The organism is Bordetella ansorpii, from assembly GCF_900078315.1.
Lineage (GTDB): Bacteria > Pseudomonadota > Gammaproteobacteria > Burkholderiales > Burkholderiaceae_B > Bordetella > Bordetella ansorpii.
Window position 1 is genome coordinate 21,389 of record NZ_FKBS01000007.1, and the last position, 22,658, is coordinate 44,046.

Consider the following 22,658-nt stretch of genomic DNA (forward strand, 5'->3'; position numbering starts at 1 on the left):
GGGCGGCCGAGCGGAGGCTGAAATAATGAAACACCGCATTCAACACATCCATTTCGTAGGCGTAGGCGGCTCGGGCATGAGCGGCATCGCCGAAGTGCTGCTGAACCTGGGTTACCAGGTCAGCGGTTCCGACCTGAACGACTCCGCCGTCACGCGCCGCCTGGCCAGCCTGGGCATGCACGTGGCCATCGGCCATGACGCGGCCAACGTGGCCGACGCCGACGCCATCGTCACCTCCACCGCCGTGGCCGGCGACAACCCCGAAGTGATCGCGGCCCGCGCCGCGCGCATTCCGGTGGTGCCGCGCGCCGTGATGCTGGCCGAGCTGATGCGCCTGAAGCGCGGCATCGCCGTGGCCGGCACGCACGGCAAGACCACCACGACCAGCCTGGTGGCCAGCGTGCTGGCCGCAGGCGGCATGGATCCCACCTTCGTGATCGGCGGCCGCCTGAACTCGGCCGGCGCCAATGCGCAACTGGGGCAGGGCGAGTACATCGTGGTCGAGGCCGATGAGTCCGACGCGTCGTTCCTGAACCTGCTGCCGGTGATGGCGATCGTCACCAATATCGACGCCGACCACATGGACACCTATGGCCATGACGTCGCGCGCCTGAAGAGCGCCTTCATCGAATTCAGCCAGCGCCTGCCGTTCTACGGCAGCGCCGTGCTGTGCGTGGACGACGCCAACGTGCGCGAGATCATGCCGTTCGTGTCGCGTCCCATCACCACCTACGGCCTGAGTCCCGAGGCGCAGGTGCGCGCCCTGGACGTGCGGGCGGACGGCACGCGCATGCATTTCCGCGTGCAGCGCCAGGACCGCGACCAGGTCCAGTTGGCCGAACTGAACATCACGCTGAATCTGCCGGGCCTGCACAATGTGCGCAACGCCCTGGCCGCCATCGCGGTCGCCACCGAACTGGGCGTGTCCGATACCGCCATCGCCGAAGCCCTGGCCGCCTTCAAGGGCGTGGGACGCCGCTTCACGCAATGGGGCGAGATCGACGTGCCCACCGAGCATGGCGGCGGCACGTTCACACTGATCGACGACTACGGCCACCATCCCGTCGAGATGGCCGCCACGCTGGCCGCCGCGCGCGGCGCGTGGCCCGAGCGACGCATCGTGCTGGCCTTCCAGCCGCACCGCTATACCCGTACCCGCGACTGCTTCGAAGACTTTGTGCGCGTGCTGGGCACCGCCGATGGCGTGCTGCTGACCGAGGTGTACTCGGCCGGCGAGGCGCCGCTGGTGGCCGCCGACGGCCGCGCGCTGACCCGCGCGCTGCGCGTGGCCGGCAAGGTCGAACCCGTGTTCGTGGAAGACGTGAAGGAACTGCCGCAGGCCGTGAAGGCTTTCGTGCGCGACGGCGACGTGGTCATCGTGATGGGCGCCGGCACCATCAGCCGCGTGCCGGCTCAGTTGGGGGGCAAATCATGAGCATTGATCCCAAGTCCTTCGGCAAGGTCGGCGTGCTGTACGGCGGCCGCTCCGCGGAACGCGAAGTCTCGCTGATGTCCGGTACAGGCGTGCACGAGGCCCTGTTGTCGGCCGGCGTGGATGCTCACCTGTTCGACACCGGCGAATGCAGCCTGGCCGAACTGGCCCAGGCGGGCTTCGACCGCGTCTTCATCGCGCTGCACGGCCGTTACGGCGAAGATGGCACGATCCAGGGCGCGCTGGAGTTGCTGGAAATTCCGTACACGGGCAGCGGCCCGATGGCTTCCGCCCTGGCCATGGACAAGATCATGACCAAGCGCGTGTGGGAGCAGCATGGCCTGCCCACGCCGGCGTTCGAGGTGCTGGATGCCACCACCGACCTGCGCCTGGTGCCGGACCGCCTGCAACTGCCGCTGATCCTGAAGCCGCCGCACGAGGGGTCCTCGGTGGGTATCACCAAGGTCGTCGGGTATTCGGACATGAAGTCCGCCTATGCCGAGGCCGCGCGCCTGGACAGCACGGTGCTGGCAGAAGCCTTCATCACCGGCCGGGAAATGACGGTGGCGGTGCTGGGCAGCGGTTCGGAAGCGCGTGCGCTGCCCGTGATCGAGATCGCGGCGCCGGGCGGCAACTACGACTTCGAGCACAAGTACTACTCGGACGAAACCCAGTACTTCTGCCCCGCGGACGTGCCGGCCGAGCTTGCCCAGCGGATGGGCGAGCTGGCGGTGCAGGCCTATCGCGTGCTGGGCTGCGAAGGCTGGGGCCGCGCCGACTTCATGCTGGACCGCCAGGGCAAGCCCTGGCTGCTGGAAATGAACACATCTCCGGGCATGACCAGCCATTCGCTGGTGCCCATGGCCGCGCGGGCGGTAGGCATGAGCTATGCCGACCTGTGCGTGACGATTCTGGCCGGCGCCACCTGCAAGGTGCGCAGCCCGGCTCGCAAGAACTGACAGGAAGCTCTGTGTGGAACGACGCTCGCACCATCAACCTGATCGCCAACACGCTGGCCGTGCTGGCGGTTGCGGTCATGCTCGCCTGCGGCGTGGCATGGGTGGCGCAACGGCCCTACTTCACGCTGGCGGCCATCGAGCTCGAGCCCATGCCGGACAGCGAGCTGCATTACGTATCGCCGGGCTCGGTGCGGGCGTCGATCGCCGGCCGTTTCCGGGGCAACTTCTTCACGATGGATCTGGACGAGGCCCGCGAGGTGTTCGAGTCGGTGCCCTGGGTGCGGCATGCCACCATCCGGCGCATCTGGCCGAACACGCTGCGCGTGCGCATCGAGGAACAGCAGCCGCTGGCGCTGTGGAACGAGAACCAGATGATCAACACCTGGGGCGAGGCGTTCACGGCGAACACGGGCGAGCTGGACGACGACGCGGACCTGCCGCAGTTCTCCGGCCCGGAGGGCAGCCAGGAACTGGTGGTGCAGCGCTACGCCGAGCTGGCGCGCTGGTTCGCGCCGCTGGACCTGCGCGTGAAAGAGCTGGAACTGAGCCCGCGCTATGCGTGGCGCGCCAAGCTGTCCAACGACCTGCTGCTGGACCTGGGACGCGATCCGGCAGCCGACGCGCCGGACCCGCTGGGCCTGCCCGGCGCGCTGCCGTTCGCTGCCCGCATTCAACGATTCGTGCAGGCCTGGCCCGCCGTGGCCACGCGCCTGGAAGGCCGCACGGTGACGCAGGCGGACCTGCGCTATCCGAACGGCTTCGCGCTGGCGCTGGCGCCGCTGCCCGAATCGCAACCTCATACGAAACCACCCAAGAAACGATAACGCCATGACTCGTGACATCAAGGACCTCATCGTCGCGCTCGACATCGGCACCAGCAAGGTGGTCGCGGTCGTCGCCGAAATTCTGCCGGAAGGCCGATTCGAAGTGCTCGGCCTGGGCCAGCACGAATCGCGCGGCATGCGAAAGGGCGTGGTCGTCAACATCGAGACCACCGTCAACTCCATCCAGCGCGCGCTGGAGGAAGCCGAGCTGATGGCCGACTGCAAGATCCGCGACGTCTACACCGGCATCGCGGGCAGCCACATCCGCAGCTTCAACTCCAGCGGCATGGTGGCGGTCAAGGACAAGGAAGTCACCGCCACCGACGTGGCGCGCGTGATCGAGACGGCCAAGGCCGTCAACATCCCGACCGACCAGCAGGTGCTGCACGTGCTGACGCAGGAATTCATCGTCGACGGCCAGGAAGACATCCGCGAGCCCATCGGCATGAGCGGCCTGCGCCTGGAAGTGCGCGTGCACATCGTCACCGGCGCCGTCAGCGCCGCGCAGAACATCGTCAAGTGCGTGCGCCGCTGCGGCCTGGAAGTGCAGGACCTGATCCTGCAGCCGCTGGCCTCCAGCCTGGCCTGCCTGACCTCCGACGAGAAGGAACTGGGCGTGGTGCTGGTCGACATCGGCGGCGGCACGACCGACGTGGCGATCTTCACGGGCGGCGCGATCCGCCATACCGCGGTGATCCCGATTGCCGGCGACCAGATCACCAACGACATCGCGGCCATGCTGCGCACGCCGACGCCCGACGCCGAAGAGATCAAGCTGCGCTACGGCGTGGCCAAGCAGGTGCTGGCGCGCCCCGAAGAGGCCGTCGAAGTGCCCGGCCTGGGCGACCGAGGCCCGCGCCAGGTCAAGCGCCAGGCGCTGGGCGCCGTGATCGAGCCGCGGGTCGAGGAATTGTTCGGCCTGGTGCAGCAGGTGGTGCGTGATTCGGGCTACGAGGATCTGCTGGCGTCCGGCGTGGTGCTGACGGGCGGCACCGCCCAGATGCCCGGCATGATCGAGCTGGCCGAGGACGTCTTCCTGAAGCCGGTGCGCGTGGCCGTGCCCGAGTACGAAGGCAGCCTGGCCGACGTGATGCGCAACCCGCGCTTCTCCACCGTGATGGGCCTGCTGCAGGAGGCGCGCATGCAGCGCCTGCGCGGCCGCAAGGTGGCGGCGCAGACCGGCAACTTCAAGTCGCTGCTGCAGCGCATGAAGGAATGGTTCATGAATTAGGGAAACGGTAGGCCTTGCGGCCCACCGGAGGCCTGCCTACGAAGGCAGGCCCGAAGGAGGCGCTTCAAACCGGTAGCGGACAACCCGGTCGGCTTCTGCTTTGAGGCGATTCACAAAAAAAGGCAGTAATCGGGAATTTTGTGATTTGCAATTCTGACTTGTGAGGGAGTCATCATGATGAATTTCGAGATGCTTGAGACCAATACCAAAGGGACCGTGATAAAGGTCGTTGGTGTCGGAGGCGCCGGCGGCAATGCCGTGGCGCACATGATTCGCAGCGGCGTGAGCGGCGTGGATTTCATCTGCGCCAACACCGATGCGCAGGCACTGGCCGCGACCAACGCGCCCGTGCAGATCCGTCTGGGCCGCACCGGCCTGGGCGCCGGCGCCAAGCCCGAGCAGGGCCGCGCCGCCGCCGAGACGGCGCGCGAAGAGATCCGTTCGGCCCTGAACGGCGCTCACATGGTGTTCATCACTGCCGGCATGGGCGGCGGTACGGGGACGGGCGCCGGTCCCGTGGTCGCGGAAGTGGCCAAGGAACTGGGCATCCTGACGGTGGGCGTGGTCACCAAGCCCTTCACGTTCGAAGGCAACAAGCGCCTGAAGATGGCCGAGGACGGCATCAACGAACTGGGCAAGCACGTCCATTCGCTGATCGTCGTGCTGAACGAGAACCTGTACGAACTGATGGACGAGGACGCGACGCAGGAAGACTGCTTCAAGTCCGCCGACGACATCCTGCACAACGCTTGCGCGGGCATCGCCGAAATCATCAATGTCGAAGGCAACGTCAACGTCGACTTCGAAGACGTCAAGACGATCATGGGCGAGCAGGGGCAGGCCATGATGGGCACGGCGACCGCTTCGGGCGCCGACCGCGCCCGCGTGGCCGCCGAAAAGGCCATCGCTTGCCCGCTGCTGGAAGGCGTGGATCTGAACGGCGCGCGCGGCGTGCTGGTCAACATCACCGCCAGCCGCTCGCTGAAGATGCGCGAAACGCGCGAAATCATGGAAACGATCCGCAGCTACGCTTCGGACGACGCCACCGTGATCTTCGGCACCGCCTATGACGAAACGATGGGCGAATCGCTGCGCGTGACCGTGGTCGCCACGGGCCTGGGCCGCGCCGTCGCTCGTCCGCAACTGGTCCAGAGCACCGAAGAAGCCCTGCGCACCGGCACGGACAACCTGCCGCTGGCAGGCATGATGGCCGCGGCCGGCCAGCAAGGCGGCGACTACCGCAACCTGGACATGCCTTCGGTCATGCGCAACCCGCGCAGCCAGGCGTCGGCCCAGGTGCGCGCGCTGGAAAGCTCGGGCATGGATCACTTCGACATCCCGGCTTTCCTGCGCAAGCAGGCTGACTGATCCGGCTCCCCGCCGAGGCCCTTCCGGGCTAAAGTAGTACCTCCCTCAGCTCCGGTCCGCCTTCCCGAGGCGGGCCGGGCGCGGAGCTGCCAGAAAAATAAAACAGGGCCGCATCACTCGCTGAAACCATTTCGTCGTATTACAGACAAATGGCAGGGGTGGTTCTCCCGGGTTACAATGTTTGTCTCTTGCTGGCTACCCTGCTGCATTGCGGGAAGCGAGCCTAGTTGATCTCATAAGACATGTTCCGACAGCGCAGCATCCAGAATCTCGTTCGCACGACCGGTGTGGGCGTCCACTCGGGTCGCCGGGTCGAGCTCACCCTGCGTCCTGCCGAAGCCAATACCGGCATCGTGTTCCACCGCGTCGACCTGCCCCAGGTGGTCGACCTTCCGGCACGTGCGGATGCGGTCGGCGATACGCGCATGGCCTCGGTGCTGCAGCAAGGCAACGTGCGTGTCTCCACGGTCGAGCACCTGATGTCGGCGCTGGCCGGCCTGGGCATCGACAACCTGCATATCGACCTCACCGCCGAAGAAGTCCCGATCATGGACGGCAGCGCCGCCACGTTCGTGTACCTGCTGCGCTCGGCGGGCATCGTCGAACAGAACGCGCCCAAGCGCTTCATCCGGGTGTTGAAGCCCGTCGAGATCCGCGAAGGCGAGGGCCGCACCGAGAAGTGGGCCCGCCTGGAGCCGCACGAAGGCTACTCGCTGGCGTTCTCCATCGATTTCCGCCATCCCGCGATCGATTCCACGGCAAACTTCGCCGAAATCGACTTCGCCACGCATTCCTACGTGCGCGAGATCGCCCGTGCCCGTACCTTCGGCTTCGTCAACGAAGTCGAGGCGCTGCGCTCCATGGGTCTGGCCCGTGGCGGCAGCCTGGACAACGCCATCGTCATGGACGAATACCGCGTTCTCAACAGCGACGGCCTTCGCTACGACGACGAATTCGTCAAGCACAAGATCCTGGATGCCATCGGCGACCTGTACCTGCTGGGCAAGCCGCTGGTGGCGCGTTACGTGGCCTCCAAATCGGGCCACGGCCTGAACAACCAGCTGGCGCGCGCGCTGCTGGCCCAGCAAGACGCCTGGGAACTGGTCAGCTACGAATCGCAGGCCGACGCGCCGCAGGCGTTCCGCCACGAGTGGCAACTGGCCTGACGCCGGTCGGCGCGGGCTTGCATTGATCCTGGCGCGGTGTTCCGCGCCATTCCTTTCGTACGCGGCATGGCAAAAGGCCCGGTACTTCCGTCATGGGCCGCCGCGCTATTTTTCCTTATGATGCCGCAGCAGGCGGGCGATGGCGTCGGCCAGCGGCCCGGGGCGCACGGTCTGTCCCAGTTGTTCGAAAGCGTCCAGCGCGGACGACGCCAGCGGCTGTGCCAGCTTGGGCGGGCGGGGCGCTTTTGCACCAGGACGGGGCATGCCGGCTTGAACCTTCACGTTTATTTCGTTAAGGTTCCAGCCTTGTGCGGACAGTGTCTGCGCGATGCGCGGCGCCAGCTGACGCAGCTTGGCGGCATGCGCCGGGCCGGGAACGGCCAGGTACAGGCGCTGGCTTTCCAGCTTGGCGACCACGCACACCGCGCCCAGGCCGGGCGGCAGGATCGCCGCCACGGCATGCTGGATCTGTAGGTGCACGCGCGCCGTGGCCAGTACGCCAGCGCCGCGGGTGTCCGAACCCAGCCAGCCCAGGGCGGTTTCGCCAGAGCGGCGGCTGGGCCGGGAACGCGAAGGGGGTGAGGCAGGTCTGACCATGCCGGCTCGAATTACAGGATACAAACCTTGAAGATCGTGATTATGCACGCCCGGGGCGAACACAACGGGCATCTCATCCTGGAAGGCGTCCGTCTGGCCGCCATCCTGGGCGTGCTGCTGGTCGCCGCGGCGGTCTTCGGGGCTTCCCTGCAACGCTATCTGGCGCAGTCCACGGTCACCTCCAGCGGCATGCCCGACTATGCCGGCACGCCGCATCCCGAGCGCGAAGCGGCGTTCCTGCGCGACACCGTCAACATGCTGGCCGCCAAGGTCGGCACCCTGCAGGCCCGTCTGGCCAGCATCGACGGCATGGGCAAGCGCGTGGCCGAAGTGGCCGGCGTGGCGTATACCGATCCCGAACTGGCCCTGGCGTCCACGATTCCCGCCCACGCCCAGGCCTCCGAGGTCATGGACGAACTGTTCACCGACCGCCAGCCGCCCAATGTCGAATCGGCCGAGGCGCTGGGCCGCCAACTGGACGAACTGCAGGAGCGCATGACGCAGCAGTCCGACACGTTGCGCATGCTGGACGTGGCGCTTACCCGCCGCTCGGCCGACCAGGCCCGCCTGCCGACCACGTCGCCGGTCGTCGATTTTCCCTATCTCAGCTCCTCCTATGGCTGGCGCACCGATCCCTTCACCGGGCGCTACGCGATGCACGAGGGCCTGGATTTCGCCGCGCCCACCGGCACGCCCATCCTGGCCGCGGCCGGGGGGGTCGTGCTCGAAGCCGGTTTCCGGCAGGGCTACGGCAACATGGTCGAGATCGACCATGGCGATGGCCTCGTCACCCGTTACGCCCATGCCTCCAGCCTGACGGTGAAGCAGGGCGATCTGGTCGAACGCGGCCAGGAAGTGGCCCGCGTCGGTTCCACCGGCCGATCCACCGGCTCGCATCTGCACTTCGAGGTGCGGCTGGCCGGCCAACCCCTCGATCCGCGCCTGTTCCTGGGCGCACCCCGCACGGTCCCGCCGGCCGTCGCACAGGCCACCGCCTCCGGTTCGGCCTCGTCCACCGCCCCGCCTGCCACGCCCGTCGCGCGCTGAGGCGCGTACGGCCCACACGGCCGTTCCTGGGCTGGTTTGTTGCAGGTCATCAACACCCAGGTGCGTTACACTCGATCGTTTCCCGGCGGGGTCCGTCCCGCTCAACCGCACGCTCATACAAGACATGAGGCGTCGGCCAGTGCCCCTTGGCGCGGCCGCCGTCCGTGCCGACGACGACAAGCATGGTTTCTCTGCTCAAAAAACTCATAGGCAGCCGCAACGACCGGCTGCTCAAGCAGTACCGCAAGCTGGTCAACCAGATCAACGGCCTGGAGCCGAAGATCTCTGCTCTCTCCGACGAAGAACTCGCCGCCAAGACGCAGGAGTTCCGTAACCGCGTCCAGCAGGGTTCGTCGCTGGATGACCTGCTGCCCGAGGCCTTCGCCGTGGTGCGCGAGGCGGGCAAGCGCGTGTTCGGCATGCGCCACTTCGACGTCCAGCTGCTGGGCGGCATCGCGCTGCACAACGGCAAGATCGCCGAAATGCGCACGGGCGAAGGCAAGACGCTGATGGCCACGCTGCCCGTGTACCTGAACGCGCTGTCCGGCCGCGGCGTGCACGTGGTCACGGTCAACGACTACCTGGCCCGCCGCGACGCCGAAAGCATGGGCCGCCTGTACGGCTTCCTGGGCCTGACCACCGGGGTGGTCGTGCCGCAGCAGGCCAACGAAGAGAAGATCGCGGCCTACAAGGCCGACATCACCTACGGCACCAACAACGAGTTCGGTTTCGACTACCTGCGCGACAACATGGAGTACCGCGCGGAAGACCGCCGCCAGCGCGGCCTGTCGTACGCCATCGTCGACGAAGTCGACTCGATCCTGATCGACGAGGCCCGTACCCCGCTGATCATCTCGGGCCAGGCGGAAGACCATACCGAGCTGTACGTCCGCATGAACACGGTGCCGCCGCTGCTGACGCGCATGGCATCCGAGCCCAAGCCGCACGAGCCCGAACCGGAAGGCGACTACTGGGTCGACGAGAAGAGCCAGCAGGTGCACATGTCCGAAGCCGGGCACGTGCACGCCGAGGAAATCCTGTCGCGCGTGGGCCTGCTGCCCCCGGGCGAGTCGCTGTACGATCCGCGCCACATCGCGCTGATGCACCACATGATGGTGGCCCTGCGCGCCCACACGCTGTTCTTCCGCGACCAGCAGTACGTGGTGCAGGACGGCGAAGTCATCATCGTCGACGAATTCACCGGCCGCCTGATGGTGGGCCGCCGCTGGTCCGACGGCCTGCACCAGGCCGTGGAAGCCAAGGAAGGCGCGCGCATCCAGCACGAGAACCAGACGCTGGCGTCGATCACCTTCCAGAACTACTTCCGCATGTACGACAAGCTGTCGGGCATGACGGGTACGGCCGACACCGAAGCCTACGAATTCCAGGAAATCTACAGCCTGGAAACGATGCTGATCCCGACCAACCGTCCCATGATCCGCAAGGATCAGAACGACCAGGTCTTCAAGACGGCGCAAGAAAAATACAACGCCATCCTCGAAGACATCCGCGATTGCCATCAGCGCGGCCAGCCCGTGCTGGTGGGCACCACCAGCATCGAGAACTCGGAACTGCTGGCCGGCCTGCTGAACAAGGCGCGCCTGCCGCACGAAGTGCTGAACGCCAAGCAGCATGCCCGCGAAGCCGAGATCGTGGCCGAGGCCGGCAAGCCTGGCCACATCACCATCGCCACCAACATGGCGGGCCGCGGCACCGACATCGTGCTGGGCGGCAGCGTCGACAAGCAGGTGGCGCTGATCCGCGCCGATGAGTCGCTGTCCGAAGCCGAGCGCGAAGCCCGCATCGCCAAAGTGCGCGCCGACTGGAAGCCGCTGAACGAGCAGGTCAAGGCCGCTGGCGGCCTGCGCATCATCGGCACCGAACGCCACGAATCGCGCCGTATCGACAACCAGTTGCGTGGCCGTGCCGGCCGCCAGGGCGATCCGGGATCCTCGCGCTTCTACCTGTCGCTGGAAGACTCGCTGATGCGCATCTTCGCGGGTGACCGCGTGCGCGGCATCATGGAGCGCCTGAAGCTGCCCGAGGGCGAGCCCATCGAGGCGGGCATGGTGACGCGCTCCATCGAGACCGCGCAGCGCAAGGTCGAAGGCCGCAACTTCGACATCCGCAAGCAACTGCTCGAGTACGACGACGTCTCGAACGACCAGCGCAAGGTGCTGTACAGCCAGCGCAACGACGTGCTCGAAGCATCGACCATCGGCTCCACGGTCGAAAGCCTGATCGACGGCGCGGCGACCGAACTGTTCCGCGCCTTCATCCCGGCCGAATCGGTCGAGGAGCAATGGGACGTGGCCGGCCTGCAGCAGGCGCTGGCAGGCGACTGGAATCTCGAGCTGCCGCTGCTGGACATGGTCGAGCAGGAACCCAACCTGACCGACGAGGAATTGCTGGAGCGCGTGATCGAAGCCGCACGCGCCGCATATGCCGGCAAGGTTGCGCTGGTGGGCCCCGAATCCTGGGGCCAGTTCGAACGTTCGATCATGCTGCAGTCGATCGACACGCATTGGCGTGAACACCTCTCGTCGCTGGATTACCTGCGCCAGGGCATCCATCTGCGCGGCTATGCGCAGAAGAACCCCAAGCAGGAATACAAGCGCGAGGCCTTCGAGCTGTTCTCGGGCATGCTCGACCGTATCCGGACCGACGTCGTCCGCGTGCTGATGACCGTGCGGGTGCAGTCGCCCGAACAGGTCGAGCAGGCGGCCGAAGCCGAGCCGTCGCACATGCAGAACGTGCAGTACCACCACTCCGACTACGACGAGGCGCTGGCCAACGCCAACGCTGCTGCGCCCGCTGCTGCGCTCGCTGCTGCGCCCGCACGCAACGTCGTGCCGAAGGTGGGACGCAACGATCCGTGCCCTTGCGGCAGCGGCAAGAAGTACAAGCAGTGCCACGGTCAACTGACCTGATAGACGGAGACGCCGCCATGCTGCACGCCGTGGGACGAACCGAGTTCGATCATGCCGTCATCATGGTGCGTGATCGCCTGCAGGAACTGGCGCCGCACTACGAGCGCCAAGGTTTCCTGCTCAGCGAGACCTCGGTGCACAACCTGGGATCCTGCAACCGGCTGATCGCGCTGGAGGGCACCTACGTCGAGCTGCTGGGCTGGCCCCCCGGCGCGCCGCCCGCCCGCAAGGAAATCGCCGACTCGCCGTTCGGGCTCGAAGCCCTGGTGTTCCGCACCTACGATGCCGAGGCCACGTATCAGCGGTTGCTGGCGGCGGGCCTCGCCGTCAATCCGGTCCAGGAGCTCACGCGGCCGGCCCAGCTCGATGGCGAAATCGTGCAGGCGCGGTTCCATACCGTGCGGTTCGCGCAGCAGCCGATTCCCGGCATCCGCATGTATTTCTGCCGGCATCTCACGCCCGAGTGCGTATGGGTGCCATCCCTGATGGACCACCCCAACGGCGCGCAGGCCATCCATCGCATCGATGCCCGCGCGGCGCAGGCCGAACAAGTGGCCAGGCAACTGGCCCGTGTGGTGGACGTGCCGACGGAGCCGGTCGCCGGGGGCTGGGATCTGCAACTGGGCAATCTCAAGCTGCACGTGGCGCAGGACGATGCCGCTCTCACGCCGGCGTTGTCCACGCTGACGCTGGCCAACCGCAGCGGCGCGCACTACACGCTGGATACCGGGCTGTAAGTCAGGCGGTTTGCACCAGGTGGTTCACGCCGCTGGCGATGTCCGCCTCGGCCACGCCATAGATATGCAGGGATATCGCGACCGCGTCGCTGGCGTTGCCCAGGCGATGGATCTGTTGCAGGCCGGGTGAGGCCGTGACGATATCGCCTGCGTGGCGTACCGCCTGGCCGCAGGCCTCGGCCTGCTGGCTGGCGGGATCCCAACGGTAATGCGTTTCCGACAGTTCGCCTTGCAGCACGCGATAGGTGCACCAGGTCTTGTGGCCGTGCACGGGGCTGAATTGCCCGGGGCGCCAGATCAGATACACGATGGTGAAGCTGCCGTGCAGGTCGGCATAGGCCACATGGCGCGTGTAGCGTTCCGGACAGCCCTGGCGCAACGCGTCGGGCAGGCCGGCCAGCGCGTCTTCGCCGGCGTCCGCCACGCTGGCGTTCAGCTCGTGCAGCAGCGACTGCGCAGCTTTGCGCTGGGCGGACTCGACCGAGGCGCACAGGGCTTGCAACGGGGCGGGAGTGGCGGACAAGGGCATGGAAGAAGTCGAAAGCAGTGGTGGCGCAACGCCGCCGGATGCCTCTCATGCTATGCCCCCAAGGCGGGAATGGCTTTGCGTAATCCGGGGCGATGCGGCCCGGGATTGGAAAAAATTTCCTCTTCCGGCCTTCTGCGGCGTTTTTGGCCCGCGGAACGTGTTTGAATCACGCCAATTACGTGCCGGCAGGCGCGGATTGACCCGGCATGGCGCGGCAGCGGTCGGCCAAAGTGCGGTGGACGCGGATTCATGGAAAGGGCAAGATGACGCCCGCACGGACCGCAGTCATGCGGCAGGGCCGTCGCCGCCATTCCGCCAGCGCATACCGGGCGTTGCCTTTCAAGGAAAAACTGTGGACCAGACGGATCTAAAAATACTCAGGCTGCTGCAGAAGGACGCCACCTGCTCGGTCGCGGACATCGCCGAGCAGGTGAATCTCTCCGTCACGCCGTGCTGGCGCCGTATCCAGAAGCTGAAGGACGACGGTGTCATCGCCCAGCATACGGTGCTGCTCGCACCCAAGGCGCTGGGGCTGAACCTGACCGTGTTCGTCACGATCAAGACCAGCCAGCACAACGCCAAATGGACGCAGAGCCTGGTCGGCGCCGTGACCTCCCTGCCCAACGTGGTCGAATTCCACCGCATGGCGGGAGACATCGACTATCTGCTCAAGGTCGTGGTCGAGGACATGGCGGCCTACGACCGTTTCTACCGGCGCCTGATCGAGACGGTGGATCTGCTGGACGTCAGCGCCAGCTTTTCGATGGAAGTCATCAAGAGCACCACCGAGTTGCCGCTGAACATCGCCTGAGCAGGCCTGCCATCAGGAAAATTTTTTCCGATTGACCGGGTCTGCCGCGCTTCCCTTGCGTCGGGTCCGCGCCACAGGGGCTTATCCCGCAATCTTTTTCCCCGCCGACAGGCGTAGCATTACCGACATTGTTTTCTGGTACGGGGTCCAGGCAGGATCATGTCGTCGGAAGTGGCAGCCGCATGCAGCGGCACAGTGTGCGCGTCGTCGTCGGTCGAGGCGCTGCTGGCGGATTGGAACGGTATCGACGACATCTGGGTGTTCGGCTACGGGTCGCTGATCTGGCGACCCGGTTTCGCCTGGTTGGAACGGCGCCTGGCCACTGTGCGCGGCTATCACCGTTCCCTGTGCCTCTGGTCGCATGACCATCGCGGCTCGCCTGATGCGCCGGGCCTGGTGTTCGGCCTGGATCGAGGCGGTTGCTGCCGGGGCGTGGCTTTCCGGGTGCCCGCGGCCGACGTCGTGCCTATCTTTCATGCACTGTGGCAGCGCGAAATGCCCAACGGCGCCTACGTGCCGCGCTGGCTGGCCTGTTCGACCGAGGCCGGCCCGGTGCGCGGGCTGGTGTTCCTGCTCAATCGGGGATGCAGCCACTATGCCGGCGAGATCAGCGAAGATCACCTGATGGCCTCGGTGCGCCGCGCCGTGGGCCAGTCGGGCGCCTGCCTGGATTACGTCATCGAGACCGATCGGGCGCTGCGGGCGTGCGGCATCGACGATGGCCGCCTCGGAGAGCTGGTGCGCAAGCTCGGGGGCGCGTGGCAGCCTGCGGCCGCCTGAATCACCGCCTTCAAGAACGCAGGGCCCGCAAACCGCGGGCCCTGGCTCTTTTCGGGGGCGTGACCGGAGCGGCACGCGCGGCGTCGGTCTACAGCAGGAATATCGTCGCCAGCCCCAGGAAGATGAAGAACCCCAGCGAGTCGGTGGCGAAGGTGAGCAGCACCGAGGAGCCGATGGCGGGGTCGCGGCCGAAGCGCGCGCGCAGCATCGGCACCAGCACGCCGATGCCCGCGCCCACCAGCATGTTGCAGATCATGGCCGCCATCATCACGAAGGCCACCGCGAACGAGCGCGAGATGATCCAGGCGAACAGCGCGGCCATCAGGCTGCCGCACAGGCCGACCATCAGGGTGATGGTCATTTCGCGCTTGACCAGCGGCCACAGGTTGCGGCCGGTGATGCGGCCCATGGCCAGGGCGCGGATGATCATCGTCATGGTCTGGTTGCCCGAGTTGCCGCCGATGCCGGCGACGATGGACATCAGGAAGGCCAGCACCACGATGTGGCTGACGGTGTCCTCGAACTGCGAGGCCACGAACGAGGCCGTGGCGGCCGTACAGATGTTGAACATCAGCCAGGGCGCGCGGTTGCGCAGCGCGCTGAACATGGGGGCGAAGATGTCTTCTTCCTGCAGACCGGCGCGCGACAGGGCCTGCTCCTGCGAGTCTTCGCGCATCACGTCCACGACGTCGGCGATGGTGACGCGGCCGATGAGGCGGCCCTGGTCGTCGATCACGGGCGCCGACACCAGGTCGTAGCGTTCGAAGGCGCCGGCCGCGTCGGCGTCGGAGTCCAGCGGGTTCAGCGTGAGGAAATCGGTGTTCATCACGCCATGCACTTCGGAGTCGGGGTCGGTGACCAGCAGCACCGAGATCGGCAGCACGCCCTGCAGCTTGTCCTGGCGGTCGACCACGAAGATCTGGTCGGTATGGTCGGGCAGCTCGTGCAGGCGGCGCAGGTAGCGCAGCACGACCTCGAGGGTGACGTCTTCGCGCACCCGGACCATTTCGAAGTCCATGATGGCGCCGACGCTGTCCTCGGGGTAGCCCATGGCTTCGAGCAGTTGCGCGCGCTCTTCCTCGGTCAGGCCCTTCTGCACCTCGGCCACCACGTCGGGCGGCAGGTCGGGCGCCAGGTCGGCCAGCTCGTCGGCATCCATGTTGCCGGTGGCCTTGACCAGGTCTTGCCGGTCCATCGCCTCGATCAGCGATTCCCGGACCCAGTCCTCGACCTCGAGCAGCACGTCCGCGTCGTGCTCGGAACTGACCAGGTTCCACACCAGTTGGCGTTCTTCCTTGGGCAGCGATTCCAGGATGAACGCGATGTCCGCCGGATGCAGGTCATCGACCAGCGCCTTCAGTTCGGCGGTGTGCTGGCGATGCACGAGATCTTCGACCAGCGTGGCCTTGGCGTCGCCTTGCTCCTGGCGGTGCACCAGGTGCTCGACCAGCATCTGGCGGCGCAGGCATTCCTGTACCGCGGCCAGGGCGTGCTGGGCGTCTTCGGGGTCGAGCCGGCGAGGGGCGGCGGCCGGTTTCTGCGCGACGGTTTCGGTCATGCGGGTTGCTTCAGATCGTGGGCAGGGGGCGGCTGCGGCGGGCTTCGTCGGTGGCGACGTAGGTGAGGGTGGCTTCGGTCACCTTGACGACTTCGGCGTCCAGGCGCTGGCGCTCGGCATAGACCTCGACCGATACGGTGATGGAGGTGGAACCGGTTTTTACGATGGAAGCGTAGAAACTGAGCAGATCGCCGACGAAGACGGGCTGCTTGAACTGGAAGGCGTTGACGGCCACGGTGGCGACCCGGCCGGCGGCGCGGCGCGCCGCGGGGATGGACCCGGCGATGTCGACCTGGGCCATGATCCAGCCGCCGAAGACGTCGCCATGGATGTTGGCGTCGGCCGGCATGGGCATGACGCGCAGGACGGGGTCGCGGCCTTCCGGCAGCCGGATCAGGGAGTGTTTTGCGGGGGACGTCATGCGGCCGGCTCCGGAGCGGGAACCGGTCGATTATGCAGGAAAAACGTGAACACGGTGCGGTAGTGCACACCGTGTTTTCTACAGGATATGTCGGCTTGCCGTCAGCGTCGAACGGGCGCCGTTCAGGCCGCCATCTTGACAATGGCGTAGCCGCCGAACAGCAGCCAGGCATACAGCACCGCGCCCAGCGCCAGCACGCGGGGGCCGGCCTTGCGGATCTGCGCGAAGCGGGTCTCGATGCCCAGCGCCGTCATGGCCATGGTCAGGGCGAAGATGTCCAGCTTGCGGATCGCGGTGACGGCATCGGGCGGCAACACGTTCAGCGAGTTGACGATGGCCAGCGCCAGGAAGCCGATGGCGAACCAGGGTATCGGCAGCTTGCCCTTGCCGCGGCTTTCGCCGTCGGCCTCGCCGCTGGAGCGGCTGCGCAGCCACAGGCCCAGCGCCAGCAGCACGGGCACCAGCAATGCCACGCGGGTCATCTTCACGATGGTGGCGACTTCGGTGGTGGCCGGATCGATGTTGCTGGCGGCGCCCACGACCTGCGCGACCTCGTGCACGGTGCCGCCGATGTAGATGCCCAGCGCCTGGGTGTCGAACGGCAGCCAGCCGGCGTGATAGAACACCGGGTACAGGAACATGGACAGGGTGCCGAACAGCACCACGGTGGCCACGGCCACGGCGCTTTTGTGCGGGGCGGCGCGCAGGGTGGGCTCGAAGGCCAGCACGGCGGCGGCGCCGCAGATGGCGCTGCCGGCCGAGGTCAGCAGGGCGGTGTCGCGGTCCAGGCCCAGCAGGCGCTGGCCCACGAAGGCCCCGATCGCCAGCGTACCCAGCACCACGGCCACCGACACGGCCAGGCCCGGCAGGCCGACGGCCACGATCTGCTGGATGCTGATGTTCAGGCCGTAGAACGCCACGGCGATGCGCAGCAGGCGCCGCGCAGTGAAGTTCACCCCGGCGCCCCATTCGGCGGGCATGGTGCCGCGCAGGAAGTTGCCGTACAACATGCCGCAGACGATGCCGACGACCAGGGGCGAGAAGCCCAGGCTGCGGATGGCGGGCAGGTCGGCCAGTTGCACGACGGCGCCGGCCATCAGGGCCACGAACAGCACACCGTTGAGTTTGTCGCGCCAGGGGGTGGGCGTGGGAAGGGGGAGCGAGGCGTCCATGAACTGGTTTTGCTTATATTCAAATTACTTATGGAAATATTAAAGTCCGCGCTATTATCTGAAAAATGGTTATTCCGGATAGCTAATATCTGAAATCCGGATATCGTCGTTTTCTGTCATTTTTGCCATGACCCCAGACCAGTTACTTACCTTCGCCTGCGTGGCCGACACCGGCAACATCAGCCGCGCCGCCGGCCTGCTGCATCTGTCGCAGCCGGCCGTCTCGGGCCAGTTGCGCGCCTTGCAGGACTGGTTCGGCGAGCCGCTATACCGCCGCCAGGGCCACGGCATCGCGCTGACGGCCGCCGGCGAGCGCCTGGCCGAGCAGGCCCGGCTGTTGCGGCAGATCTATCTGCGGGCCCAGGCCGAGCGCGATGCCTGGCGGGGCCTGGATGCCGGGGTCTTGCGGCTGGGGGCCAGCACCACGCCCGCCAGCTATCTGTTGCCCGGACTGGTGGCGCGTTTTCACCAGCGCTTTCCCGCGGTGGGCCTGCATCTGTCCGATGGCAACACCCGGCAGATCGTCGAGCGCCTGCCCGAACTGGATCTGGCGTTCATCGAGGGCGACGTGCCGGCGGGTTTGTCGGAAGGCACTGCCGTGCACGCGTGGCGCGAGGACGAGGTGGTGGCCGTGGTGCGCGCGGATCACGCCTTGGCAAAGCAGGCCGCTGCCACGCTGCCCGACCTGGCCGCCTGGCCGCTGGTGATGCGCGAGCCGGGCTCCGGGGTGCGTCAGTTGGTGGAGCGGGCCTTCGCGGCCGCGGATCTCAATCCCGAGGCCGCGCTGGAACTGGCCGGCGTCGAAGGCGTGAAGCAGGCCGTGCGCGCCGGCCTGGGCGTGGGCTTCGTGTCGGTGATGTCGATGCGCCACGAAGACGGTTCGCTGGCCGTGGTGCGCGTGGCACCGCGTGCGCTCACGCGCCGTCTGAGCATCCTGGTGCCGCACGCGGATACTGCCGGGCGCGCGGCCCGCCAGTTCCTGGACAGTTGCCTGGCGCTCGAAGAAAGGGACGCTTAGGAAGCACCTCTGTGTGGCGTGTTCGTCGTCCAGGTGGACGAGGGCGCCGCAGCGTTATGGCCGCTCATGGCAGCGCCGGCCGCGCCATGCCGCTTCTCAGCGCGGGCGCGCCAGCCAGCGCGTGGCCAGCCGCACCCAATACGTGGCGCCCAGCGGCAGCACTTCATCGTTGAAGTCGTAGCTGCCGTTGTGCAGCATGCACGGTCCCAGGCCGTGGCCGATGGTGCGGTGCGAGCCATCGCCGTTGCCGATCCACACGTAACAGCCCGGCAGTTCCTGCAGCATGAAGGCGAAGTCTTCGGCGCCCATGGTGGGCGTGACGTGGTCGTTGACGTTCTCGGCGCCGACGATGTCGCGGATGACTTCGGCGCAGAACGCCGATTCCGCCGGATGGTTGATGGTCGGCGGATAGTTGCGGTCGAACTCGAACTCCATCGTGCAGTCGAGCGCGGCGCAGGTGTGCTGCGCGATCTCGCGCATGCGGCGTTCGATCAGGTCCAGCGTTTCGAGCGTGAAGGTGCGCACCGTGCCACGCATTTCGGCCACGTCGGGCACCACGTTGTCCGCGCTGCCCGTGTGGATCTGCGTGATGCTGAGCACGGCGGCATCCTGCGGATCGCGGTTGCGCGTGATGATGGTCTGCAGCGATTGCGCCAGTTGCACCGCCGTCATCACGGGGTCGACGCCCAGGTGCGGCATGCCGCCATGCGCGCCCTTGCCGTGGATGACGATGCGGAACTCGTTGGACGAGGCCATGATGGGGCCGGACGTCAGGCCGAAGTGGCCGGCCGGCACCCCGGGCCAGTTGTGCATGCCGAACACGGCTTCCATCGGGAAGCGCTGGAACAGGCCGTCGTCGATCATGCGCTTGGCGCCGCCGCCGCCTTCTTCGGCGGGCTGGAAAATCACGTATACGGTGCCCGCGAAATCGCGGTACTGGGACAGGTATCGCGCCGCGCCCATCAGCATGGCGGTATGGCCGTCGTGGCCGCACGCGTGCATCTTGCCCGCGTGCCGGCTGGCGTGTTCGAAGGTGTTGACCTCTTGCATGGGCAGCGCGTCCATGTCGGCGCGCAGGCCCACCGTGCCCTCGCCGGGCAGGTTGCCACGGATGATGCCCACCACGCCGGTGCCGCCCAGGCCGCGGTCGATTTCGATACCCCATTCCTGCAATTTGGCCGCCACCAGGTCGGCCGTGCGGAACTCTTCGAAGGACAGTTCGGGGTGGGCGTGGATGTCGCGGCGCAACACGGCGAGATCCTGCTGCCAGGTGACGATGGGATCGAGCAGGTTCATGATGGACTCATGGGATAGAAGGCCGACACAAGGGTATCATCAATCAAAATCCTACAAGAACGGAGGCAAAACATCATGTTGTCACGTCCCTGGCTCGCCCATTATCCGGAAGGGGTTTCCGCGGAAGTTTCCCTGAAGGGCTACACCTCGCTCACCGATCTGCTGGACCAGGCTTGCCGGCGTCACGCCGACCGCATCGCCTGCACCTCGATGGGCAGCGACATCCGTTACGCAGAGATCGACACGCACGCGCGCGCGCTGGCCGCCTGGCTGCAATCGCTGGGGCTGGGGCGCGGCGCGCGCATCGCGTTGATGATGCCCAACGTGCCGGCTTATCTGGTCGCCATGCTGGGCGCGTTGCGGGCCGGCATGGTGGTGGTCAACGTCAACCCGCTGTACAAGCCCGATGAACTGGGCCATCAACTGCGCGACAGCGGCGCCGAAGTCATCGTGATCTTCGAGAACTTCGCGCACACGCTGCAGAACGTGCGCGACCGCGGCGCGCTGCGCCACGTGGTCATCGCCGCGCCCGGCGATCTGCTGGGCGGCCTGAAGGCGCCGCTGATCAACTTCGCGGCGCGCTACGTCAAGCGCCTGATTCCCGCATGGCACATCGACGGGGCAGTGCGTTTGCCGCAGGTGCTGGTGGATGGCGGGCGCGAAACCTACACGCCCGTCACGCTCGGCATGAGCGACCTGGCGGTGCTGCAATACACGGGCGGCACCACCGGCACCCCCAAGGGCGCGATGCTGTCGCACGGCAACCTGGTCAGCAATGTGCTGCAGGTGCAGGAAGTGGCGCGTCCCGCGCTGGGCGACCTGTCCGGCCCGCCGCTCACCATCATCAGCGCGCTGCCGCTGTACCACGTGTTCGCGATGATGCTGTGCGGGCTGTACGGCATGCATGCCGGCATGCGCAACTTGCTGATCATCAACCCGCGCGACCAGCCCGCGCTGATCCAGGCCTGGCGCAAGGTGCCGGTCAATGTGTTCCCTGGGGTCAACACCCTGTTCAACGCGCTGGCCAACAACCCGGAGTTCGCCAAGCTCGATTTTTCGGGCCTGCGCCTGACGCTGGGCGGCGGCATGGCCGTGCAGCCTTCGGTGGCCGAGCGCTGGCTGAAGCTGACGGGACGTCCGTTGATCGAGGGCTACGGCCTGTCCGAGACCTCGCCCGTGGCGACCGTCAACCGCACCGATGCCACCGAATACACCGGCTCGATCGGCTTGCCGCTGCCGTCCACCGACGTGGCCATCCTGGACGAGGCGGGCGCGGAACTGCCGCTGGGCGAGCGTGGCGAGGTCTGCATCCGCGGGCCGCAGGTCATGCTGGGCTATTGGCAGAAGCCCGAGGAAACGCGCGCGGTGATGACGCAGGACGGCTATTTCCGCACGGGCGACATCGGCATCATGGACAGCGCGGGCTACACCCGCATCGTCGACCGCAAGAAGGACATGATCTCGGTGTCGGGCTTCAAGGTCTATCCGAACGAGGTCGAGGCCGTGCTGTCGTCGCACCCCGGCGTGCTGGAGTGCGCGGTGGTCGGCATTCCGGACGGGCACTCGGGCGAATCCGTGAAGGCCTTCGTGGTGCGGCGCGATGCCTCGCTGACCGAGGAGGCGCTGCTGCAGTGGTGCCAGGACAAGCTGACGGGCTACAAGCGTCCGCGCCATGTCGAGTTCCGCAACGAACTGCCCAAGACCAACGTGGGCAAGATCCTGCGGCGCGAACTGCGGCCCGAAGAGCCGAAGCAGGCGGCCGCGGCGTAATGCGCGCGCATGCTGATCGCTCCGGTTCGGGGAGCGATCAGCGTGAACCGGTTCAGGCCGAGGCCGTCGACGTGGCGTCCAGGTGCGGCGTCACCATGTCTTGCAGCGCCTGGTGCACTTTGGGATTGCCCGCCACCAGGCGGCCGCCCACGGGCCACGGGTCGCGCAGGTGCATGTCGGTGCAGACGCCGCCGGCTTCGCGCAGGATGACGGTGCCCGCGGCCACGTCCCACGGAGCCAGGCCCATTTCCCAGTAGCCATCGTAGCGGCCGCAGGCCGTCCAGGCCAGGTCGAGCGCGGCCGCGCCCATGCGGCGTACGCCGCGCGTCTGGTTGATGGCGTCGTGCAGCATGGGCATGTACTGCCCGGCGAACGAGAAGTCGCGGAACGGAAAACCGGTGGCCACCACCGCGTCGTCCAGCGTGGCGGTGCGCGAACACGAAATGCGGCGGCCGTTCAGCCACGAGCCGATGCCGTACACCGCGGTGAAGAGCTCTTCGCGGCAGGGGTCGTAGACCACGCCGATGACGGGCGTGTCCTGCGTGATGCCCTGGTCGCCCGGCAGCTTGAGCTTGGTGCCCGGATGCGCGACCAGCGCGATCGACACGGCATAGTGCGGGATGCCGTGCAGGAAGTTGGTGGTACCGTCCAGCGGATCGATGTACCAGGTGGCCGGGCCGGAAACCGCGCCGCCGGTTTCTTCGGCGACGATGCCGAAGCCGGGCGTGCGGGCCTGCAGCACCGCCAGGATGGCTTCCTCGGCTTCCCGGTCGGCTTGCGAGACCAGGTCGTTGCGCGCCTTGCGATCGATGACCAGGTCGTCCCGATGGTGGGCGTAGGATTGCAGGAGGGCGGCGCCTGCGTGCGCCGCGCTGACGGCAGCGTCGATGGCGGCGCCCAGGTCGATGGGCGTGGCGGCGGGGTGGGTGTCGGCGGTCTGCATGGTTTCGAGTGTAAGCCCGTGTCCGGCGCGACGTGCCGGATCCGGGATAAATGCGCGCGGGGTCGTGGC

General features: G+C 67.0%; 20 protein-coding genes. 13 read left to right on the plus strand and 7 right to left on the minus strand.

Going from position 1 to position 22,658, the window contains the following annotated elements; translation table 11 throughout:
• The first annotated feature begins 25 nt into the window (after nucleotides 1-25).
• The 6 genes from murC (at nucleotide 26) to lpxC (ending at nucleotide 6,980) form a co-directional block, all read left to right on the plus strand.
• On the plus strand, nucleotides 26-1,435 hold the full coding sequence (gene murC / locus A7W11_RS02560; protein ID WP_066407447.1) for a UDP-N-acetylmuramate--L-alanine ligase: 1,410 nt from the start codon (nucleotides 26-28) through the stop codon (nucleotides 1,433-1,435).
• Nucleotides 1,432-2,391 (plus strand): D-alanine--D-alanine ligase, encoded by a 960-nt coding sequence (locus A7W11_RS02565; RefSeq protein WP_066407450.1) that lies wholly within the window; start codon nucleotides 1,432-1,434, stop codon nucleotides 2,389-2,391. Before murC ends, A7W11_RS02565 begins: the two co-directional genes overlap by 4 nt.
• 11 nt (nucleotides 2,392-2,402) lie before the next feature.
• Entirely contained in the window at nucleotides 2,403-3,215 is an 813-nt protein-coding gene (locus A7W11_RS02570; RefSeq protein ID WP_066407453.1) for a cell division protein FtsQ/DivIB, read from the plus strand.
• Nucleotides 3,216-3,219: 4 nt separating this feature from the next.
• Complete coding sequence (ftsA, locus tag A7W11_RS02575) at nucleotides 3,220-4,446, plus strand: cell division protein FtsA (protein ID WP_066123541.1); 1,227 nt, start codon at nucleotides 3,220-3,222, stop codon at nucleotides 4,444-4,446.
• Between the two features lie 174 nt (nucleotides 4,447-4,620).
• Nucleotides 4,621-5,814: a cell division protein FtsZ gene (ftsZ, locus tag A7W11_RS02580; RefSeq protein ID WP_066407456.1), complete on the plus strand. Its 1,194-nt coding sequence runs from the start codon at nucleotides 4,621-4,623 to the stop codon at nucleotides 5,812-5,814.
• A 242-nt stretch (nucleotides 5,815-6,056) separates the two neighbouring features.
• A complete protein-coding gene (gene lpxC, locus A7W11_RS02585) occupies nucleotides 6,057-6,980 on the plus strand; it encodes a UDP-3-O-acyl-N-acetylglucosamine deacetylase (RefSeq protein ID WP_066407459.1) in 924 nt (307 codons plus the stop codon).
• A 105-nt stretch (nucleotides 6,981-7,085) separates the two neighbouring features.
• Here lpxC and A7W11_RS02590 read toward each other — a convergent pair whose 3' ends face one another.
• Nucleotides 7,086-7,577 (minus strand): flagellar hook-length control protein FliK, encoded by a 492-nt coding sequence (locus A7W11_RS02590; RefSeq protein WP_066407461.1) that lies wholly within the window; start codon nucleotides 7,575-7,577, stop codon nucleotides 7,086-7,088.
• Between the two features lie 42 nt (nucleotides 7,578-7,619).
• Between A7W11_RS02590 and A7W11_RS02595 the strand changes: the two genes are divergently transcribed.
• The 3 genes from A7W11_RS02595 (at nucleotide 7,620) to A7W11_RS02605 (ending at nucleotide 12,291) form a co-directional block, all read left to right on the plus strand.
• On the plus strand, nucleotides 7,620-8,624 hold the full coding sequence (locus tag A7W11_RS02595; protein ID WP_066408530.1) for a M23 family metallopeptidase: 1,005 nt from the start codon (nucleotides 7,620-7,622) through the stop codon (nucleotides 8,622-8,624).
• Between the two features lie 182 nt (nucleotides 8,625-8,806).
• Nucleotides 8,807-11,554, plus strand: a complete 2,748-nt coding sequence (gene secA, locus A7W11_RS02600; protein ID WP_066407463.1) for a preprotein translocase subunit SecA — start codon at nucleotides 8,807-8,809, stop codon at nucleotides 11,552-11,554.
• A gap of 17 nt (nucleotides 11,555-11,571) precedes the next feature.
• Nucleotides 11,572-12,291, plus strand: a complete 720-nt coding sequence (locus tag A7W11_RS02605) for a VOC family protein (RefSeq protein ID WP_066407465.1) — start codon at nucleotides 11,572-11,574, stop codon at nucleotides 12,289-12,291.
• Between the two features lies 1 nt (nucleotide 12,292).
• Here A7W11_RS02605 and A7W11_RS02610 read toward each other — a convergent pair whose 3' ends face one another.
• Nucleotides 12,293-12,820: a cysteine dioxygenase family protein gene (locus A7W11_RS02610; protein ID WP_066407468.1), complete on the minus strand. Its 528-nt coding sequence runs from the start codon at nucleotides 12,818-12,820 to the stop codon at nucleotides 12,293-12,295.
• A 352-nt stretch (nucleotides 12,821-13,172) separates the two neighbouring features.
• On the opposite strand from A7W11_RS02610, the gene A7W11_RS02615 reads away from it, so the two are divergent.
• Both A7W11_RS02615 and A7W11_RS02620 read left to right on the plus strand, forming a co-directional pair.
• Nucleotides 13,173-13,631, plus strand: a complete 459-nt coding sequence (locus A7W11_RS02615; protein WP_066407470.1) for an Lrp/AsnC family transcriptional regulator — start codon at nucleotides 13,173-13,175, stop codon at nucleotides 13,629-13,631.
• A gap of 159 nt (nucleotides 13,632-13,790) precedes the next feature.
• Nucleotides 13,791-14,411, plus strand: a complete 621-nt coding sequence (locus A7W11_RS02620) for a gamma-glutamylcyclotransferase (protein WP_066407473.1) — start codon at nucleotides 13,791-13,793, stop codon at nucleotides 14,409-14,411.
• A gap of 88 nt (nucleotides 14,412-14,499) precedes the next feature.
• On the opposite strand, the gene mgtE is transcribed toward A7W11_RS02620, so the two are convergent.
• The 3 genes from mgtE to A7W11_RS02635 all read right to left on the minus strand — a co-directional run bounded on the left by mgtE (nucleotide 14,500) and on the right by A7W11_RS02635 (nucleotide 17,562).
• The gene (mgtE, locus tag A7W11_RS02625; protein ID WP_066407478.1) at nucleotides 14,500-15,969 is read right to left on the minus strand and encodes a magnesium transporter; all 1,470 of its coding nucleotides are present in this window, start codon (nucleotides 15,967-15,969) and stop codon (nucleotides 14,500-14,502) included.
• A gap of 10 nt (nucleotides 15,970-15,979) precedes the next feature.
• On the minus strand, nucleotides 15,980-16,390 hold the full coding sequence (locus A7W11_RS02630; RefSeq protein WP_066123511.1) for an acyl-CoA thioesterase: 411 nt from the start codon (nucleotides 16,388-16,390) through the stop codon (nucleotides 15,980-15,982).
• A gap of 122 nt (nucleotides 16,391-16,512) precedes the next feature.
• Nucleotides 16,513-17,562: a YeiH family protein gene (locus tag A7W11_RS02635; protein WP_066407489.1), complete on the minus strand. Its 1,050-nt coding sequence runs from the start codon at nucleotides 17,560-17,562 to the stop codon at nucleotides 16,513-16,515.
• Between the two features lie 127 nt (nucleotides 17,563-17,689).
• On the opposite strand from A7W11_RS02635, the gene A7W11_RS02640 reads away from it, so the two are divergent.
• Nucleotides 17,690-18,580, plus strand: coding sequence for a LysR family transcriptional regulator (locus A7W11_RS02640; protein WP_066407492.1), 891 nt, complete (start codon nucleotides 17,690-17,692; stop codon nucleotides 18,578-18,580).
• A 96-nt stretch (nucleotides 18,581-18,676) separates the two neighbouring features.
• On the opposite strand, the gene A7W11_RS02645 is transcribed toward A7W11_RS02640, so the two are convergent.
• Complete coding sequence (locus A7W11_RS02645; RefSeq protein WP_066407495.1) at nucleotides 18,677-19,876, minus strand: M20 aminoacylase family protein; 1,200 nt, start codon at nucleotides 19,874-19,876, stop codon at nucleotides 18,677-18,679.
• 75 nt (nucleotides 19,877-19,951) lie between these two features.
• On the opposite strand from A7W11_RS02645, the gene A7W11_RS02650 reads away from it, so the two are divergent.
• Nucleotides 19,952-21,646: an AMP-binding protein gene (locus tag A7W11_RS02650; RefSeq protein ID WP_066407503.1), complete on the plus strand. Its 1,695-nt coding sequence runs from the start codon at nucleotides 19,952-19,954 to the stop codon at nucleotides 21,644-21,646.
• A 52-nt stretch (nucleotides 21,647-21,698) separates the two neighbouring features.
• On the opposite strand, the gene A7W11_RS02655 is transcribed toward A7W11_RS02650, so the two are convergent.
• The gene (locus tag A7W11_RS02655; RefSeq protein WP_066407507.1) at nucleotides 21,699-22,589 is read right to left on the minus strand and encodes an inositol monophosphatase family protein; all 891 of its coding nucleotides are present in this window, start codon (nucleotides 22,587-22,589) and stop codon (nucleotides 21,699-21,701) included.
• Between the last annotated feature and the right edge of the window lie 69 nt (nucleotides 22,590-22,658).

Bases quoted from the DNA above. Each gene is read 5' to 3' on its own strand.
- A7W11_RS02655 (WP_066407507.1), bottom strand. From the start codon at position 22,589: ATGCAGACCGCCGACACCCACCCCGCCGCCACGCCCATCGACCTGGGC.
- ftsA (WP_066123541.1), top strand. From the start codon at position 3,220: ATGACTCGTGACATCAAGGACCTCATCGTCGCGCTCGACATCGGCACC.
- A7W11_RS02605 (WP_066407465.1), top strand. From the start codon at position 11,572: ATGCTGCACGCCGTGGGACGAACCGAGTTCGATCATGCCGTCATCATG.
- A7W11_RS02620 (WP_066407473.1), top strand. From the start codon at position 13,791: ATGTCGTCGGAAGTGGCAGCCGCATGCAGCGGCACAGTGTGCGCGTCG.
- A7W11_RS02650 (WP_066407503.1), top strand. From the start codon at position 19,952: ATGTTGTCACGTCCCTGGCTCGCCCATTATCCGGAAGGGGTTTCCGCG.
- A7W11_RS02630 (WP_066123511.1), bottom strand. From the start codon at position 16,390: ATGACGTCCCCCGCAAAACACTCCCTGATCCGGCTGCCGGAAGGCCGC.
- A7W11_RS02635 (WP_066407489.1), bottom strand. From the start codon at position 17,562: ATGGACGCCTCGCTCCCCCTTCCCACGCCCACCCCCTGGCGCGACAAA.
- secA (WP_066407463.1), top strand. From the start codon at position 8,807: ATGGTTTCTCTGCTCAAAAAACTCATAGGCAGCCGCAACGACCGGCTG.
- A7W11_RS02610 (WP_066407468.1), bottom strand. From the start codon at position 12,820: ATGCCCTTGTCCGCCACTCCCGCCCCGTTGCAAGCCCTGTGCGCCTCG.
- A7W11_RS02595 (WP_066408530.1), top strand. From the start codon at position 7,620: ATGCACGCCCGGGGCGAACACAACGGGCATCTCATCCTGGAAGGCGTC.
- lpxC (WP_066407459.1), top strand. From the start codon at position 6,057: ATGTTCCGACAGCGCAGCATCCAGAATCTCGTTCGCACGACCGGTGTG.
- murC (WP_066407447.1), top strand. From the start codon at position 26: ATGAAACACCGCATTCAACACATCCATTTCGTAGGCGTAGGCGGCTCG.
- A7W11_RS02565 (WP_066407450.1), top strand. From the start codon at position 1,432: ATGAGCATTGATCCCAAGTCCTTCGGCAAGGTCGGCGTGCTGTACGGC.
- ftsZ (WP_066407456.1), top strand. From the start codon at position 4,621: ATGATGAATTTCGAGATGCTTGAGACCAATACCAAAGGGACCGTGATA.
- mgtE (WP_066407478.1), bottom strand. From the start codon at position 15,969: ATGACCGAAACCGTCGCGCAGAAACCGGCCGCCGCCCCTCGCCGGCTC.
- A7W11_RS02640 (WP_066407492.1), top strand. From the start codon at position 17,690: ATGACCCCAGACCAGTTACTTACCTTCGCCTGCGTGGCCGACACCGGC.
- A7W11_RS02645 (WP_066407495.1), bottom strand. From the start codon at position 19,876: ATGAACCTGCTCGATCCCATCGTCACCTGGCAGCAGGATCTCGCCGTG.
- A7W11_RS02590 (WP_066407461.1), bottom strand. From the start codon at position 7,577: ATGGTCAGACCTGCCTCACCCCCTTCGCGTTCCCGGCCCAGCCGCCGC.